The sequence below is a fragment of the Actinoplanes sp. L3-i22 genome (genome assembly GCF_019704555.1).
Lineage (GTDB): Bacteria > Actinomycetota > Actinomycetes > Mycobacteriales > Micromonosporaceae > Actinoplanes.
In genome coordinates this window covers 8962649-8979880 of record NZ_AP024745.1, presented here as the reverse complement: position 1 = coordinate 8979880, position 17232 = coordinate 8962649, and the positions used below count along the sequence as shown (strand labels likewise).

General features: G+C 70.5%; 14 protein-coding genes. 11 read left to right on the top strand and 3 right to left on the bottom strand.

The window, feature by feature from the left end; all coding sequences use genetic code 11:
* The first annotated feature begins 8 nt into the window (after positions 1 to 8).
* Positions 9 to 2285 carry a bifunctional diguanylate cyclase/phosphodiesterase gene (locus L3i22_RS40355; protein ID WP_255657533.1) on the top strand — a complete coding sequence of 759 codons (2277 nt, stop codon included), beginning with the start codon at positions 9 to 11 and terminating at the stop codon, positions 2283 to 2285.
* Here the strand turns inward: L3i22_RS40355 and L3i22_RS40350 are convergent.
* The gene (locus L3i22_RS40350; RefSeq protein WP_255657532.1) at positions 2190 to 3209 is read right to left on the bottom strand and encodes a LacI family DNA-binding transcriptional regulator; all 1020 of its coding nucleotides are present in this window, start codon (positions 3207 to 3209) and stop codon (positions 2190 to 2192) included. The two genes, L3i22_RS40355 and L3i22_RS40350, sit on opposite strands and share 96 nt — an antisense overlap.
* Positions 3210 to 3320: 111 nt before the next feature.
* On the opposite strand from L3i22_RS40350, the gene L3i22_RS40345 reads away from it, so the two are divergent.
* From L3i22_RS40345 to L3i22_RS40325, 5 genes are all read left to right on the top strand, one after another.
* Positions 3321 to 4619, top strand: coding sequence for an ABC transporter substrate-binding protein (locus L3i22_RS40345; protein WP_221322706.1), 1299 nt, complete (start codon positions 3321 to 3323; stop codon positions 4617 to 4619).
* Positions 4616 to 5503 carry a carbohydrate ABC transporter permease gene (locus L3i22_RS40340; RefSeq protein ID WP_221322705.1) on the top strand — a complete coding sequence of 296 codons (888 nt, stop codon included), beginning with the start codon at positions 4616 to 4618 and terminating at the stop codon, positions 5501 to 5503. The genes L3i22_RS40345 and L3i22_RS40340 overlap by 4 nt, the downstream gene beginning before the upstream one ends.
* Complete coding sequence (locus L3i22_RS40335; protein WP_221322704.1) at positions 5503 to 6327, top strand: carbohydrate ABC transporter permease; 825 nt, start codon at positions 5503 to 5505, stop codon at positions 6325 to 6327. The genes L3i22_RS40340 and L3i22_RS40335 overlap by 1 nt, the downstream gene beginning before the upstream one ends.
* A gap of 6 nt (positions 6328 to 6333) precedes the next feature.
* Positions 6334 to 7875 (top strand): glycoside hydrolase family 43 protein, encoded by a 1542-nt coding sequence (locus L3i22_RS40330; RefSeq protein ID WP_221322703.1) that lies wholly within the window; start codon positions 6334 to 6336, stop codon positions 7873 to 7875.
* A gap of 141 nt (positions 7876 to 8016) precedes the next feature.
* Positions 8017 to 9126, top strand: coding sequence for a hypothetical protein (locus L3i22_RS40325; protein ID WP_221322702.1), 1110 nt, complete (start codon positions 8017 to 8019; stop codon positions 9124 to 9126).
* Between the two features lie 96 nt (positions 9127 to 9222).
* Here the strand turns inward: L3i22_RS40325 and L3i22_RS40320 are convergent, their stop codons facing one another.
* Both L3i22_RS40320 and L3i22_RS40315 read right to left on the bottom strand, forming a co-directional pair.
* Entirely contained in the window at positions 9223 to 10914 is a 1692-nt protein-coding gene (locus L3i22_RS40320; protein ID WP_221322701.1) for a carbohydrate-binding protein, read from the bottom strand.
* An 8-nt stretch (positions 10915 to 10922) separates the two neighbouring features.
* On the bottom strand, positions 10923 to 12128 hold the full coding sequence (locus L3i22_RS40315; RefSeq protein WP_221322700.1) for a hypothetical protein: 1206 nt from the start codon (positions 12126 to 12128) through the stop codon (positions 10923 to 10925).
* Positions 12129 to 12242: 114 nt separating this feature from the next.
* On the opposite strand from L3i22_RS40315, the gene L3i22_RS40310 reads away from it, so the two are divergent.
* The 5 genes from L3i22_RS40310 to L3i22_RS40290 all read left to right on the top strand — a co-directional run bounded on the left by L3i22_RS40310 (position 12243) and on the right by L3i22_RS40290 (position 17056).
* The gene (locus L3i22_RS40310) at positions 12243 to 13313 is read left to right on the top strand and encodes a hypothetical protein (protein WP_221322699.1); all 1071 of its coding nucleotides are present in this window, start codon (positions 12243 to 12245) and stop codon (positions 13311 to 13313) included.
* A gap of 50 nt (positions 13314 to 13363) precedes the next feature.
* On the top strand, positions 13364 to 14047 hold the full coding sequence (locus tag L3i22_RS40305; protein ID WP_221322698.1) for a FadR/GntR family transcriptional regulator: 684 nt from the start codon (positions 13364 to 13366) through the stop codon (positions 14045 to 14047).
* Entirely contained in the window at positions 14044 to 14865 is an 822-nt protein-coding gene (locus L3i22_RS40300; RefSeq protein WP_221322697.1) for a sterol desaturase family protein, read from the top strand. Before L3i22_RS40305 ends, L3i22_RS40300 begins: the two co-directional genes overlap by 4 nt.
* A gap of 138 nt (positions 14866 to 15003) precedes the next feature.
* A complete protein-coding gene (locus L3i22_RS40295; protein ID WP_255657531.1) occupies positions 15004 to 15489 on the top strand; it encodes a lysoplasmalogenase in 486 nt (161 codons plus the stop codon).
* Positions 15464 to 17056, top strand: coding sequence for a YncE family protein (locus tag L3i22_RS40290; protein ID WP_221322696.1), 1593 nt, complete (start codon positions 15464 to 15466; stop codon positions 17054 to 17056). The genes L3i22_RS40295 and L3i22_RS40290 overlap by 26 nt, the downstream gene beginning before the upstream one ends.
* Positions 17057 to 17232 lie beyond the last annotated feature (176 nt).

The following is a 17232-nucleotide window of genomic DNA, read 5'->3' as shown; positions in this document are numbered from 1 at the left end:
GACCGGATGTGACGGGTCTGCGGCGTCCCCCGTGGTGGCTCGCCTGGCTGGTGGGCGGCGCGGCCGTCGCGGCCGGCTGGTCGCTGCTGCCCTACGGCGTGCCCGCGGTGGTGTGCTCCACGCTGCTGTCGTTCGCGGCGTGCACCGTGATGGTGGTCGGCGCCCGCCGCCGGCACCGCGACCAGCAGCCGGCCTGGTACATCTTCGCGGCCGGGGTGGTCACCTGGGTGGCCGGTGACCTGGTCTACGCGGTGCAGGGCGAAGGCACGTACCCGTCCTGGGCCGACGCGTTCTACCTGGGCGCCTATCCGCTGCTGGTGATCGCGCTGTTCCTGCTGACCCGGAGACGCGGGCCGTTCTGGTCGGGCAACCTGATCGACTCGGCGATCGTGGCGATCAGCGTCGGCATCGCGTACTGGACGTTCGTGATCGAGCCGATCGTGGTCGACGACAGCCAGCCGGCGCTGGCCCGGGCGGTGACCGCGGGCTACCCGACGATGGGCGTGCTGCTCTGCGCGCTGCTGGTGCCGATGCTGCTGCGCCGGGGCCCGCGGACCGCCGGGATGTGGCTGCTCACCGTCGGCGGCGTGGTCACCCTGACCTGCAACACCGTGTACACGCTGCTGCCGGCGGCGATGTACTCCTGGGGGTCGTTCGTCTACGGCGGCTACCTGCTCGCCTACGTCTGCTGGGCGGCCGCCGCGATCCACCCGTCGCCGACCCTGCTGCCGGCCGAGGAGGGCGACAGTCTCGGCTGGAGCCGGCTGCTGGCGCTGCTTGCCTCGATGCTGATGGTGCCGGCGATCCTGCTGGTGCAGGGCGAGCGCGGCACCGGCGCGACCAGCTGGCTCGCCGTCGGGATCGGCTCGATGGCGCTGTTCGTGCTGGTGGTGACCCGGATGTCCGGGTACATCGCGCGGGCGCACAGCCAGGCCCGGCGGCTGCACGACCTGGCCATGCGCGACGACCTGACCGGCCTGCCGAACCGGCGCGCGTTCGAGGAGGAGGCGATCAAGGGCGTCGCGACCGGCCCGTGCCGGCTGATCATGGTCGACCTGGCCGGGTTCAAGCACGTCAACGACCGGCTCGGCCGGGCCGCCGGGGACCAGGCGCTGGCCGCGGTGGCGACGCTGCTGCGCGCCTCGCTGCGGGAGGGCGACGCGGTGGCCCGGATGGGCGCCGACGAGTTCGCCGTGCTGGCCCTGGACACCCGGGCCGGCGAGGGCGACGCGGTGGTCACCCGGCTGATGGACCTGCTGCGCCGGCCGATCGTCTCCGGCGAGCACGAGCTGCTGCTCAACGCGCGGCTCGGGGTGGCCGACAGCCTGGAGTGCGGGGCGGTGCCGGTGTCCGAGCTGGTGCGCCGCGCGGACACCGCCCGGTACGCCGCGAAGGCCGCCGGCAGCCAGCTGATGGTGTACACCGCCGAGCTCGACGCGCGGTCCGACGCCACCGCCCAGCTCGGCGCGGACCTGCGGCACAGCCTGGACGACGGCGACTTCCGGGTGGTCTACCAGCCGATCGTGGACCTGGACACCGGGCGGTTCCGGGCGTGCGAGGCGCTGGTCCGCTGGCACCACCCGGTCCGCGGGATGGTCAGCCCGGTCGACTTCGTGCCGGTCGCCGAGGACAACGGGCTGATCGTGGAGCTGGGCGAGTTCGTCATGCGTACGTCGTGCTGGAAGTTCGCGGCCTGGCGGCACGAGCTGGGCCGGCACGCGCCCAGCTACATCAGCGTGAACGTCTCCGCCCGGCAGCTGAGCGAGCCCGGCTTCCCCGAGGTGGTCGCCGGGATCATCGCCGAGTGCGGCATGGAGCCGGCCGAGCTGCTGGTCGAGGTGACCGAGACCGCGCTGTTCGGCGGCGGCACCGCGGTGCACGCGGTGGAGACCCTGCACGAGACCGGGGTGCGGATCGCGCTGGACGACTTCGGCACCGGGCACTCGTCGCTGGGCCTGCTGCGCACCGTCCCGGTGGACGTGCTGAAGGTGGACAAGTCGTTCGTCGACGAGATCACCGCGGGCGGCGGCCGGGCAGTGATCGTCGACGCGCTGATCCACGTCAGCAAGGGGCTGGGCCTGCGGGCCGTCGCGGAGGGCGTGGAGACCGAGGAACAGGCGAACTACCTGCGCGAACTCGGCTACGAGTACGCCCAGGGCTACCTGTTCGGCAAGCCGGTGCCCGAGCCGTCATTCCGCGACTCGGGCGGTGCTGGCCCGGACGACCAGCTCGGTGGCCAGCTCGATCCGGGTGGACTCCAGCCGCTCACCGTGGATCAGGCGTAGCAGCGTGCGGGCGGCGGCCACGCCCATCTCGTGCAGCGGCTGCCGGACGGTGGTCAGTGGCGGCGCGGTCCACTGGGCGAAGTTCAGGTCGTCGAAGCCGACCACGCTGACGTCGCCGGGGATGCGCAGCCCGGCCCGGCGCAACGCCTCGTAGACCCCGGTGGCCTGCTGATCGCTGCCCGCGAAGATCGCCGTCGGGCGGTCGGCGAGCTCCAGCAGCGACGCGGTGGCCTGCAGCCCGCCCTCGTGCTGGAAGTTGCTGTAACGCACCAGCTGCCGGTCGGCGGTCAGCCCGGCGGTGTCCAGCGCGGCCCGGTACCCGGCGATCCGGGCGCGGGTGCACTGCAACTGCTCCGGCCCGCCGATCGCGGCGATCCGGGTGTGCCCGAGCTGGATCAGGTGCTCGGCGGCCGCGTACCCGCCGGCGAAGTTCGTCGCGCCGATCGACGGGACCTCCGGCGGCGGCTGGCTCACCCCGTCCACCACCACGAACGGCAGCCCGCGCCGCTCCAGGTCGGCGCGCTGCTGCACGGTCAGCTCGGAGAGCACCAGGATCGCCCCCTCCGAGCCGCGGGCCAGCAGCGAGTCGATCCAGCGCCGGGTCAGCGACTGCCGGTTGTGCACCGAGGACACCACCAGGCTGAGCCCGGCCTCCTCGATCACCTCCTCCACCCCGGACAGGATCGACAGCCCCCAGACGCTGTCCAGCTGGTTGATCACCAGGTCGATCAGGTCGGTGCGCCGCCCGGCCCGCCGCGCCGTCCGGGGCCGCTGATAGCCGCGCTCGGTGATCAGTTTCTCGATCGTCCGCCGGGTCGTCGGCGCCACGTCGGTGTGCCCGTTGAGCACCTTCGACACGGTCGAGATCGCCACGTTGGCCTCCCGGGCGATCTCGGTCAGGGTCGGCCGCCGACTCGACTCCACGTTTCCCCCATGTTTCGAAAAGTCTTGCCCGGATCGATGGCATGCCATGTGATCGGCACGTTACACCGCCGCTGATGAGCACCGAAACCTCTCCGAAAGATTTCGATAACCATGCGCAGAACCGTTCTGAAAGTGGTCGCCGCCTCCGCGGTGCTGACCCTCGCCTCCGCGTGCGGCAACTCCGGCCCGGGCACCGGGTCCGGCGCGGCCGGCGCCGACGTGCAGGTGTGGGCCCTGGAGGACGCCGCGGTCAACCCGATCGCGACCCGGAGCATCGCCGACTTCAACGCCGGCACCGGCGACAACGTCAAGCTGGTCACCTACGTCAACGACGCGTACAAGCAGAAGCTGCAGGTGGCGATGGGCTCGCCGCAGGCGCCGGACGTCTTCTTCAACTGGGGCGGCGGCAACCTCAAGCAGTTCGTCGACGCCAAGCAGGTCGAGCCGCTCGACGACCTGCTCGCCAAGAACCCCGGACTGACCGACAAGTTCCTGCCCAGCGTCATGGACGTCGGCAAGGTCGGCGGCAAGCAGTACGGCCTGCCGATGATCGGGGTGCTGCCGGTGGTCCTGTTCATCAACAAGGACGTGTTCGCCAAGGCCGGCGTGCAGCCGCCGACGACGTACGCCGAGCTCCTGAATTTGATCGATGTCTTCAAGTCGAAGGGGATCACGCCGATCGCGCTGGCCGGCTCCCAGGGCTGGACCGAGCTGATGTGGCTGGAGTATCTGCTGGACCGGATCGGCGGCGTGGACAAGTTCAAGGCGATCGTCGACGGCCGGGACGGCGCCTGGACCGACCCGGCGGTCGTCAAGTCCCTCGGGGAGATCCAGAACCTGGTCAAGCGGGGCGCGTTCGGCTCCAACTACGCCTCGGTCAACTACGACAACCAGGGCGCGTCGAAGCTGTTCGCCACCGGCAAGGCGGCCATGCACCTGATGGGTACCTGGGACTACTCGGTGCAGAAGGACGCGAACCCGAAGTTCATCACCGACGGCAAGCTCGGCTACGTGGGCTTTCCGGCCTACGAGGGCGGCGCCGGTGACCCGAAGGCGGTCGTGGGCAACCCGAGCAACTACTACTCGATCAACGCCGGGTCGAAGAACAAGGCGGTCGCCACCGACTTCCTGGCCAAGTCGCTGACCTCGGACGCCTACATCAACGGCCTGATCGAGGCCGGCCAGGTGCCGCCGGTCAAGGGCATCGAGGCGACCCTGAAGGCGAAGCCGAACTCCGAGTTCACCACGTTCACCTACGACCTGGTCGCCGGCGCCCCCAGCTTCACCCAGTCCTGGGACCAGGCGCTCAGCCCGTCGGTCAGCGCCGAACTGCTGACCAACCTGCAGAAGCTGTTCATCAACAAGATCACGCCGGACGAGTTCGCCGGCAACATGGCCAAGGTCAAATGATCGCGGCGGCACGCCGGGAGCGGCCCGGGTTCACCTGGGCCGCGCCCGCGGTTCTCTTCTTCCTCGCGCTCGGCATCCTGCCGGTCTTCGCGGTGGTCTACCTCAGCTTCACCAAGTGGAACGGCCTCGGCGACCCGCAGTGGATCGGCCTGGACAACTGGAAGTCGATCACCGACGACCCGGACCTGGTCAACGGCATCGTCAAGACGGTCACCCTGACCGTCGTCTCCTGGCTGCTGCAGACCCCGCTCGCCCTGCTCATCGGGGTCTGGGCGGCCGGCCCGCAGCGCGGCCGGGCGGCGCTGTCGACGCTGTTCTTCCTGCCGCTGCTGCTGTCCACCGCGGCCATCTCGCTGACCTTCGTGTCGCTGCTCGACCCGAACTTCGGCCTGGCCGCCGACTACGGCAAATACGTCGGATTCGCCGACGGCAACTTCCTCGGCTCGGACCACGCGCTCTACGTCGTCGCGTTCGTCGTGGCCTGGCAGTTCGTGCCGTTCCACACCCTGCTCTACCAGTCGGCGACCCGGCAGATCCCGCGGTCGCTCTACGAGGCCGCGCAGATCGACGGGGCAACGGGGGTGCGGCAGTTCTTCGCGATCACGCTGCCGCAGTTGCGGAACACGATCATCGCGAGCTCGGTGCTGATGCTGGTGGGCTCACTGACGTACTTCGAAATGATTCTGCTGATGACCAACGGCGGGCCGGGCACCGCGACCCGGGTGCTGCCGCTGCACATGTACATCAAGGGCTTCGTCGGCTTCGACATGGGCTACGCCAGCGTCCTCGCGGTGCTGCTGGTCGCGGTCGGCACCGCGTTGTCGGTGGTCGTGGTCCGGTCCACCGGCTATCACCGGATGGCCAGCGATCGGGAGGGAGCGTGATGTCAGGAAAAAACCGGGCGAACGTGCCGGCCGGCGTGCTCGCCACCGTTTGGCTGATCATCGTCGCCGTCCCGATCTACTTCGTGGTGATCACCGGGTTCCGGACCCAGGACGCGTACATCGAACAGGGCCCGCTCGACCTGCCGACCCGCCCCACGCTGGGGAACTTCACCTCGCTGTTCGAGCTCGGCTTCACCACGTACCTGGTCAACAGCCTGATCGTGGCGTTCGGCACGGTCGCGGTGGTGCTCGGGGTGGCGCTGCCGGCGGCGTACGCGATCGTCCGCAACCCCAGCCGGCAGCTGAAGATCGCGTTCAACGTCTTCCTGCTCGGGCTGGCCGTCCCGGCCCAGGCCGTCATCGTGCCGATCTACCTGATCATCACGCGACTGCAGCTGTACGACTCGCTGCTCGCGGTGATCCTGCCGACCGCCGCGTTCTCGCTGCCGATCGCGATCGTCGTGCTGACCAGCACGCTGCGCGACATCCCCGGCGAGCTGTACGAGGCGATGACCGTCGACGGCGCCGCCAGCGGCCGGATCTTCACCCGGCTCGTCCTGCCGCTGTCCCGGCCGGGACTGGTCAGCGTCGGCATCTTCGTCGGCCTGGGCGCCTGGAACGGCTTCCTGTTCCCGCTCGTGCTCACCCAGAGCGACGAGCAGCGCGTGCTCACCCTGGGCCTGTGGAAGTTCCAGAGCCAGTACGGCACGAACGTGCCCGGACTGATGGCCGCGGTCGTGCTCTCCGCGCTGCCGGTCCTCGCCCTGTACCTGTTCGGCCGCCGGCACCTGCTCAGCGGGCTCGCGGCCGGCTTCGGAAAGTAGCCGCCGGTGCCCGAGATCCACAATCCTGTCCTGCCCGGATTCCACCCGGACCCGTCGATCCTGCGCGTCGGCGCCGACTACTACCTGGCCACCTCGACGTTCGAGTGGTACCCCGGGGTCCGCCTGCACCACTCCCGGGACCTGGTGCACTGGCGGCCGTTGGGCGGCGTGCTGTCCGTCCGCCGGCTGCTCGACCTGGCCGGCGTCCCGGACTCCGGCGGGGTCTGGGCGCCGTGCCTGACCTGGGCCGACGGGCTGTTCCACCTGGTGTTCACGAACGTCGGCGGCTACACCGGCTTCTTCGACACGCCGAACTACCTGGTCACCGCGCCGAGCATCGACGGACCCTGGTCCGACCCGGTGCCGCTGCACGCCCGCGGCTTCGACCCGTCGCTGTTCCACGACGACGACGGCCGCTCCTGGCTGCTGTCCAACCAGGTCGACTGGCGGCCCGGGCACCCCTGGGCGGCCGGGATCATCGCCCAGGAGCTGGACCGGGCCACCGGCAAACTGCTGGGCAAACCCCATCAGGTGTACGGCGGGACCGCCGCCGGCATGACCGAGGGCCCGCACGTGTACCGGCGGGACGGCTGGTACTACCTGGTCACCGCGGAGGGTGGCACCGAGTGGTTCCACCAGGCGACGGTCGCGCGGTCGCGGCGGCTGCTCGGGCCGTACGAGACGGACCCGGCCGGCCCGCTGCTCACCGCGGTGCACCGGCCCGACCTGGCCCTGCAGAAGGCCGGTCACGGCAGCCTGGTCGAGACCCCGGCCGGCGAGTGGTTCTTCGCGCACCTGGCCGGCCGGCCGCTGAGCGCGCCGCGCGGCCGGTGCGTGCTCGGCCGGGAGACCGCCGTCCAGCGGGTCACCTGGACCGACGACGGCTGGCCGCGGATCGCCGGCGGCGTCCCGCACGACGTGGTGACCGGTCCGGACCTGCCGGCCCATCCGTGGCCGGCCGCCCCGGAAGACTTCACCGGACCGCACTGGAACACCCTGCGGCGGCCGGCCGACCCGTCCTGGCTGACCGTTCTTGATCCGGGCCGGGTCCGGCTCCTCGGCGGCCGGCCGCCGTCGTCCCGGGCCGGGGAGAGCCTGCTCGCCCGGCGGGTCCAGCACACCCGGGCGTCGTTCGAGGCGACCGTCGACTTCGAACCGTCCGGGTTCCAGCAGATGGCCGGGATCGTCGCCTACTACAACAGCCGCAACTGGTACTTCCTGCGGATCGGCTGGGACGGCGGCCCGGTCGCCGAGGTGACCTCGTGCACCCGCGGGCGGCTGCGCTCGCACGGCCCGGCGGTCCCGGTGTCCGGCCCGGCCCGGTTCCGCCTGGATTTCGACGACGGAACACTGACCGCCGCCTACGGCTCGACCACCTGGGGGCCGTTCGACGCGAGCACCCTCTCCGACGAACACGCCCACGAATCCGACGGCGAGAACGCTCTGACCTGGGGATTCACCGGCACGTTCGTCGGCCTCTGGGCCCAGGACCTGACCGGCGAGTCGCTCCCGGCCGAGTTCTCCGACGCCCACTACCACCCGGCCTGACCCACATCCGCCCGCTTCCCACGCCCGCCGCCCGCGCGAGTTGCGTGGGGGCGGGCGTTTTCGGGGCGTACCGGAGCCGGGGTTTGATCTTGAGGGAAGCAGGCCGACGAGGGGCGTTCTGATCAACTAAGCTCACGCGCCATGGCTGGGGAAAGCGTGGAAGAGCGGCTTCAGGAGCTTGCCGGGAACCCGGATTTTCCGCACCGGGAGGCCGCGCGGCACGCGCTGCGGTTCCGGGAGTCCGGTGCGGTCGACGATCTGGTCGCGATCGCCGACGATCCGCACGGCTGCGGGACCACCGACCTGCTGTTCGCGATGGCCGGTGAGAAGCGGACCTGGCTGAACTGGGTGCCGATGCCCGAGGAAGCCGTGATCAACATCAGCCGGGAGATCGCCCGGCGGCGCGCGGACGGCGAGAGCGCCGAGATCCACGAGCTGGGGCTCTCCGGCGGGGAGCCGGCCAGCGCGCTCGCCGCGTTCGAGCGGGCCGCGGGCGGGCCGGTGAAGATCGGGATCGCCGAGTTCGCCGCGCCGGACATGCGCGTCCCGCTGCGCCCCGGCCGGTACGCCGTCTGGCGCTACCAGGGGGTCGAGGCGGAGCCGGCGGTGTTCGCCCCGTCCCGCGAGGCGGTCCGGGTGCTGTACCAGGTCGGCGCGGAGCCGTGGGCCTCCCCGCTGTCCGGTCATGTTCAGGCCGAGCCGCTCGGTGACCTGCCCCTGGACGACCTGCTCGGGCTGCTCGTGCACCCGCCGCAGGCGCCGGACGTACCGCGCTACCAGGTGCTGGCGAAGTCCGACCCGGCGTACTGGTACCGGCTGCTGCAGCCCTGGGTCTGCCTGGGCATCCTGCACCACCGCACGGACGAGCCGTGGGCGACGTCGACCCGCCGTCAGGTGCTGGTCGATCTGGCCTTCGGGGTCGAGGACTGGGTCTCCGACGCGGCGCTGTTCGCGCTGGTCACCGCCGCCTACCGGGAGTCCGGGCTGCGGGCCGAGGTGCGGCAGCTGGTCCGGGATCGGCTGGACGCGGCCACCGAGGCGCCGCGGCCGGTGACGATCTGGGGGTCGCTGGCGCACCTGATGCTGATCACGCCGGGCGCGACCGGGGACGATCGCGGCCTGGCGACGGCGATCCTGGAGCGGCTCGCGGAGGACTCCGCCGAGGACGAGGCGCCGGCTCCGGCCGCGCGGCCCCGGGCGGGTGGGCGCTCGCGGGAGCGGCGCTGGCCGCGGTGGCTGGGCGGTCGCTGAGCAGTGCTCGCCCGAGTCGCTCCCGGTGCGGAGCGGCTCGGGCGAGCGTCGGCTCATCCCGTACCCAAGCAGGGGTTTCGGTCTTTCCGTCGGTGGTCAGGAGAAGCGGAACCAGTCGAGCTCGAGGATGTCGGTGGTCTCGTTGGCGCGCGGGACGACGGTGATCGAGGTGGTGCCGGCCGGCAGGTTGCCGACGTTGAAGGCGAGCTCCTTGAACGTCCCGGTCGAGCCGGTGCCGAGCACCCCGGGCGCGGCGATCACCGGGCCGGTCGCCGAGCCGGCGTGGAACTCCAGCGTGAACGCCTGGTTGGTGGCGCGCGCAGACGAGTACCGGAAGGTTACCAGGTTCGGGGTGTGACCGAAAGTGATGCGGTCGTAGCGGGCCCAGTCGCCGGTGTTCAGCGAGCCGAGCCGGTTGCCGCCGATCACCTGGGTGCCGCTCTGCGAGTCCGGGCCCTCGGCCTCGATCGTGGCGAACGCGTCGCGGCCGCCGGTGGCCGGGGGAGTAGAGGTGGACGGCGTCGGCGTCGGGGATGAAGTCGGATTTGTCGGGACGCCACTGCCCCAATCGACCCCGCGGCCGGCGAGCGTCCCGTTCACGAAGATCGAGTTCTGCAGCTCGCGCTTGAAGTTCGCCCGGATCGTCGCGTTGTCCTGGATCCGGCTGTCACCCCAGTACCCGTCGGTGCAGTTCGGCGAGCCCGCGGTCGCGCCGACCGGGCAGTTGAACTGCTTGATCGCCTCCCAGTCGCTGTTGATGTAGGAGACCGCGCGCAGCACGTCGGTGTTCGCGTTGATGTACCCGAAGTACTGGTCGTACCAGCCGGCCAGCTCGGCCCCGCTGCCCAGTGCGACCCGGTTGTTCACGTTGACGCAGGACGAGTCGAGCGCCGAGGTCCGGTAGCCCTGCGGCGTCGACTCCGCGATCATCGCCGGCTTGCCGTGCGCGCGGGCGAAGTTCAGCACCCGGTCGTAGAGCACGCCCGGGGAACTGGTCGGGGTGTCACAGGCCCACTGGTGTTTGCGGTACGTCGCGTCCCAGTAGAACGTGCTCATCGCGACCCAGTCCACGACGTCGTCGCCCGGATACCAGTCGGCCAGGTGGCTCGGGTTGGAGAAGTCCTGCTTGTACTCCGGCGCCCCGTCCTTGACGTAGCTGGCGCTCTGCCACACGGTCGCCACGTTGCTCGCGCCGAGCGCGGTGATCCGCTGCTTCACCACCCGGAACGCGGCCTTGTAGAAGTCCGCGTTGTAGCAGTTCCACGGCCCGTCGAACTCGTAGCCGACGCGCAGGTAGACGGCCCGGCCGGTGTTCTTCAGGTAGGTGATCAGGTTGTCCAGGTTCTGCCGGTACTGCGCGCCGAGCGCCCCGGCGATGTCCGCGTCCGGCCGGTTGATGATCGCCCGCAGCGGCTGGTTGTTGCAGCCCGGGCTGTCCGCGAGGTAGAGCCCGACGGCCAGCGCGGCGCCCGGGTACTGGGCCAGCGTCTGGTCGAAGTTGAACACGTTGCCGTTGAGGTCACAGGTGGCGGTGAGCCCGTTGCAGGCGTTCGGCGAGATGTTGGTGTACATGGTGACGCCGCCCGGCTTGGGGAAACCGGCGTCGACGTCGAGCACCTGCGACTTGTAGGCGGCCAGGTCCGGGGTGGTCTGACCGGCCAGGAACAGCACCTTGTTGCCGGCCGGGAGGTTCGGGCCGCTGATCGCGGCCTCGGCGGGGGAGGAGAGGAGGGGGACGGCCAGAGCCGCGACGGCTATGGCCGCGACGGCGGCCAGTCTCTTCTTCATCGAGATCCTTAACAGGGGGTGGTGAAACGCTGCGCGGTGAGGCCCGCGCAGAACGAGGAGCGGGCGTTCGCGTACTGGGAGAGGCGCCCGTCGACGAACCACGTCGAGTTGACCGGGAAGTCGAAGCTGCCGTCGGCGATGCCGTCCCAGCCGTACCGGAAGTCCAGGTCGATGTAGACCGCGGCCCTGATGACCTGACTCAGGTCATAGGTGCCGGACTCGTTGGGGATCGGCCCGCGATAGCTCATCAGGCCGAAGAGCCGCTTGACCCACAGGTCGCCGCGGGCGGCCTCCAGGCCGCGGGTGTCCGAGCCGTTGTCGGTGAAGTTCATCATCCCGGACTCGGCGACGATCATCGGTTTGCCGTGGTCCTTGGCGAACCGCATCATCTTCAGGACGTTGCCGTCGTAGTCGAAGTTCTGCCAGACGGCGGCCGGGTTCCCGAACTGATCCTTCCCGAGGTACGCGTTCCGGCACTGCAGCGCGCCGACGTCGTAGTTCTGCGGCGGCGTGCCGTTGTACCGATAGCCGTTGTCGTAGATCGGCAGGCACAGCTCGTGCGCGAAGATCGACACCCCGATCCAGTCGACCACCGCGTCACCCGGGTACAGCTGCTCGAATTCCCCGCGCACCGGGTGGAACACGTAGGCGACGTTGTCCTGCCGCTTCCGGGCATCGATCAAACCCTTCAAACGAGCAAACGCGCTTTTGTACGACGTGCAGCTCGCATCCGTGCAGTGGTAGAAACTGGACACCTCGTAGTCGAGCCGCAGGAAGAACTTCGCCCGCGGGTACTGGTTGACGAACGCGATCAGCCGGTCGAACTGCGCGGTGTACTGACCGGCCCCGAGCTCCGCGGTGACCTGCCGGGACCGCGCCGCCTTGGCGTTCTCGTCGCCACCGGTGAAGCCGGGCGGATTGTCCTTCCAGGACACCCCGATCTGCACCGACTTCCCCTGGGACGCGAGCAGCTCGGCGTACTGCCGGTGCCCGTCGTTGACCCAGTTGCCGGACTTGACCTCGTAATACACCGAGCCGCCGGCCGGCGCCTGCGCGGTCGACGTGTAGTCGTTCCAGGCGGCCGTGGTGGACTGCCCGATGAACAGCAGCCGGCTGCCGTCGGCCGGCGTGAAGGTCGAGGCGGCGGCCGGTGTCGCCACACCGAGTGCCACCGTGGTCAGCGCCGCGACGGCGGCCACCCATCTTCGCAACATGCCGGAACCGTACGAACGCATCGACGAATCCCGAACAGTTTTCGAAACAAGCCGGTAATATTTCCGGAACCACCGGGCGCCGCCGGCCGTTGATGATCAACTATGCTCCCGGCCGTGATCTGGGAAAACGTGGAACTCAGGCTGCGCGAACTCATCGAGGACCCGCAGTTCTCGCATCCGGACGCCGCGCGTCACGCGCTCCGGTTCCGGGACGCCGGCGACGTGGCCGACCTGGTCGCGATCGTCGATGACCCGGGCGCGTGCGCGGCCACCGAGCTGATTTTCGCGATGGCCTGCCAGGAGCGGCTCTGGCTCAACCTGGTGCCGATGGCGAACGAGGTCGCCGTCCGGATCGGCACCGAGGTGGTGCTGCGGCGGGCGAAGGGCGAGAACGTCGACGCCGCGCGGCTCGTGCTGTCGGCGGGGGAGCCGGCCAGTGCGCTGGCCGCGGTCCAGCGGGCGGCCGGCCCGATCGTCATCGAGGTCAAGGCGTTCCCGGCGCCGGATCTGCGGGTGCCGGCCCGCCCGGGCGAGTTTGCCGTCTGGCGCTACCGGGGCAGCGAGCCCGAGTCGGCCGTGCCCGCGCCGTCGGCCGAGGCGATCCGGATCCTGCACCAGGTCGCCGACGGGCCGTGGCCGTCGCTGCTGTCCGCCTACGGCGCGGCCACGCCGCTGGGTGAGCTGCCGCTGGACGACCTGCTCGGCCTGCTCGCGCACGCGCCGGAACCGCCGGACAACGCGGCCAACCGGTTCCTGGCCACGGAGGACCCGCTGCACTGGTACCGGCGGCTGCAGCCGTGGGTGTGCCTGGGCATCCTGCACCACGCGAAGGACGAGCCGTGGGCCACGTCCACCCGGCGGCGGGTGCTGGTCGACCTGGCCTTCGGGGTCGAGGACTGGGTCACCGACGCGGCGCTGTTCGCCCTGGTCACCGCGACCTACCAGGTGGAGCCGCAGGCGCGGGCCGAGGTCCGGGCGCTGGTCCGGGAGCGGCTGGACGCCGCGGTGCGCGCCTGGCGGCCGGTGACCATCGAGGTGTCGCTGGCGTTCCTGCTGCTGTTCACGCCGGGGGCGACCGCCGACGACAAGGCGGCGGGCCGGGCGGTGCTGATCCGGCACGCCGGGGGCGGCCGCAAGCGGCGGCCCGGGCGGCGCCGGCCGCGCTGGCTCGGCGGGCGAGACTGACTGGTCCAACCAGTTGACGGGTTGACGTGTGGCGGGGCACACTGCCGCGCATGGACTTCGATCCCGCACCCCGGCAGTCCGTCTCCGACCACGTGTTCGGCCGGCTCCGCGACGCCATCGTCGGCGGCCGCTACCCGGCCGGCGACGCGCTGCCCAGCGAGCGTGAGCTGGCCACCACGTTCGAGGTCAACCGGCACGCGATCCGCGAGGCGCTGCGCCGGCTGCAGCAGCTCGGCCTGGTCAAGGTCAGTCAGGGCGGCGCCACCCGGGTCCTCGACTGGCGGGAGCACGCCGGGCTCGACCTGGCCATGGCCGGTGACGTGCTGCCGGTCGAGACGCTGTCCCGGGACGTGCTGGAGATGCGGGCGACGATCGGGGCCGACGCCGCCCGGCTGTGCGCCCTCCGCGCGACCTCCGAGGCCCGGCGCGACGTCGTCGCCGCGGTCGAGATCTACGCGGCGGCGGTGCCCGACCTGGCCCTGATGGGGCCGGCCGACCTGCTGGTCTGGCGGCGCATCGTCGAGGGCTCCGGGAACATCGCGTACCTGCTGGCCTTCAACAGCCTCACCGCCGGGACCCTGGCCGTCGGGCACGTGCCGACCCACCTGCGTACCGAAGAGTTGTTGAACGTCGCCGCCCACCGCAAGCTCGCCGCATTGATCGAGGCCGGCGAAGCCGCCGAGGCCGAGCAGGTCGCGCGCGGCCTCCTGCACGCGAAGGAGAACGTCCGTTGATCCCCGCCGTCGTCTACGCCATACCGGCGTTCCTGCTGCTCATCGTCATGGAGGCGCTGTCGTTCCGGTTCCTGCCGGACGACGAGGAGCGCGGCTACGAGACCCGGGACACCGCGACAAGCCTGTCGATGGGCGCGGGCAGTCAGGTGATCGGCATCCCGTGGAAGCTGCTCACCGCGGTCGCCTTCGCCGGGCTGTACGTGCTGAGCCCGTTCAAGCTCGACGCGCACGACTGGTGGGTCTGGGTGCTGCTGTTCTTCGCCGACGACTTCGCCTACTACTGGTTCCACCGGCTGCACCACGAGGTCCGGGTGTTCTGGGCCGGGCACGTCGTGCACCACTCCAGCCAGTTCTTCAACCTGTCCACCGCGCTGCGGCAGAGCTGGACGCCGATGACCGCGACGCCGTTCTGGCTCGGGCTGGCCGTGCTCGGGTTCCCGCCGTGGATGATCTTCCTGCAGCAGTCGATCAGCCTGGCGTACCAGTTCTTCCTGCACACCGAGCGGATCAACCGGATGTGGCGGCCGGTCGAGTGGTTCTTCAACACGCCCTCGCACCACCGGGTGCACCACGGCTCCAACGACCCCTACCTGGACCGGAACTACGGCGGCATCCTGATCATCTGGGACCGGATGTTCCGCAGTTTCGAGCCCGAGGGGGAGACCGTCAGGTACGGCCTGACGACGAACCTGACCACGTACAACCCGCTCAAGGTGGCGACCCACGAGTACGCCGCGATCTGGCGGGACCTGCGCTCGGCCGTCTCCTGGCGGCACCGGCTCGGCTACGTGTTCGGCCGCCCGGGCTGGCAGCCGTGATCCCGTTCGGGCTGTTCGGGCTGGTCGCGCTCGTCGAGGTGGTCGCGGTGGCGGCGGGCTGGACGCCGGTCCAGTGGGTGGCCAAGCCGCTGCTCGCGCCGATCCTGATCTGGTTTCCGGTCACTCGTCGCGCCCTCCTTGACGGCCGGCCTGGTCTTCGCGTTCCTCGGCGACATCGCCCTGCTGATCCCGGGACAGGCCACGTTCCTCGCCGGGATGGGGTTCTTTCTCGGCGCACAGCTCTGCTTCCTCACCGCCTTCCTTCGGGCGGCGACACCAAAAATCTGGGCATTTGCGACGTACGGTCTAGTCTGGATCTTGGTTAATGCCCTGCTCTGGAACCACCTCGGCGCGCTCCGCGGACCGATTCTGATCTACAGCCTCGCGCTGTCCGCGATGGCCGCCGCAGCCGTCGGAGTCTCCCGCCGCACCGCCGCCGGGGGCGCGTTGTTCCTCGTCTCCGACCTGCTGATCGGCATCGGAGCAGCAGGAATCCACCTGCCGGCGGCCGGCGTGCTGGTGATGACGACCTACGCGGCGGCGCTCGCGTTGATCGTCAGCGGCTCAGTTCCGAAGCCGGCCCTCCGAACCGAGGGATATGAGATGTCAAGTTCTGATCGGTAGCGTCCTGGTTGCCGGGGCGCTTGCCGTCCCCGCTGCCGCGCAGGCCGACCCGGCGTCGACCAGCCCGATCCGCCACGCCCTGCCGACCACCGAGACCGCGACCGACGTGCTCACGGTCGGCTCCGAGGTGTGGATCGCGGCCGGCAACAGCGTCCTGATCACGTCCCCGACCGGGCAGGTCCACAAGACCGTGACCGGCCTGTTCGGCGCGAAAGGGCTGACCCCGAGCGCGGACGGCGACACCGTCTACGTCTCCGAGTCGAGCGCCAACAAGATCGCCCAGGTGTCGGCGGCCGGCGAGGTGCTCGACTCGTGGACGTCGCAGGGCTGCCCCGGCAAGTCGTCGGTGGTCGACGACGCGCTGTACTACGCCTACACCTGCGGAGACAGCTCCGGCGGGGTGGGCCGGCTCGACCTGACCGACCACACCGACAAGAGCGTGCTCGCCGACTCGTCGATCGACGCGGTGACCGCGGCCGGGAGCCACCTCGTCGCCTACGCGACCGACTCCACCGCCGGCATGACCGGCTACACGATCGGTGACGACGGCCTGCTGACCAAGGTCGCGCAGGTGGAGTTCGGCCAGTTCGTCTACGACGCCGAGATGTCCGCCGACGGCAGCCAGGTGATCGCGACCGACTACTCCAACGGGTACGGCGTGGCCCGCTACGACACCACGACGATGACCCTGGCCGGCCGGTTCACCACCGGCGCCTACCCCGACGCGGTCGCCTGGGCTCCGGACGAGAAACGCTTCGCCGGCATCCTCAACGCCATGTACGACGCCCGTGCCGTGCACATCTTCGACGCGTCCACCGGCGAGACGGTCGTCCGGGCCGAGCCGGCCGGCACGACGTCGTACCGCAGCCTCGCGCACGAGGCGTCCTGGTCCGCGGACGGGTCGACGATCTATTCGCTCGCGCAGGACGGCCCGGCCACGACCGCCTACCTGGTCGCGACGCCGACCGCCGGCCAGGTCAAGACCACCGTGTCGGTCACGGTCGCGGCGGCGAAGGCCTACGGCAAAAACCTGACGATTACGGTACGGGCGCCGCAGCGCCCGAAAGCAGCCGTGTCCGTGGCGGTCACCCAGGCCGGCGCGACCACCACGCGCAAGGCGACCACGAACACGTCCGGCGTGGCGACCGTGACCGTGCCGGCCCGCGGCAACGGCACCGTCACCGCGACCACCAGCGCCGACGCCACATACCTGGCCTCGTCGGGCACCGCCACGTTCAAGACGCCGTCGCTGATGTCGGTCACGATGCTGCGCGGGACCAGCAAGAAGGGCGTCGTCCACTACAAGTCGGTGAGCGCGGTCCTGGCCGCGTTCCGGGTGCTGCCCGCCCGGGCCGCGAAGGTGACCGTGACGTTGCAGCACAAGAGCGGGAAGTCGTGGAAGAGCGACGGCGCGGGAGTGATCACGGCGGAAAGCGACGGGATCCTCGGCATCGTCATGAAGCGCGGCACGAAGAAGGTGCTGTTCCGCTTCGTGGCCCGCGCGGCGGCGGACTCGAGCGGGGGAGCGTCGCCGTCTATTACCTCACCGAGCTTTGTCGTGGATTGATATCCACACCGGCGCTCTGTCCACAGCCCACCCACCTGATCATGGCCGCCCTTGCGACAATGGACGTTGGGCGCTCCCCCTTGTGGGGTGGGTGGGTTGTGTCGGTCGCCAGTCTCAAGATCATGAGCGGGCCGCGCCGACTCGGCTGATTTCGGGGGTGCATCGGGCGCCCGGAG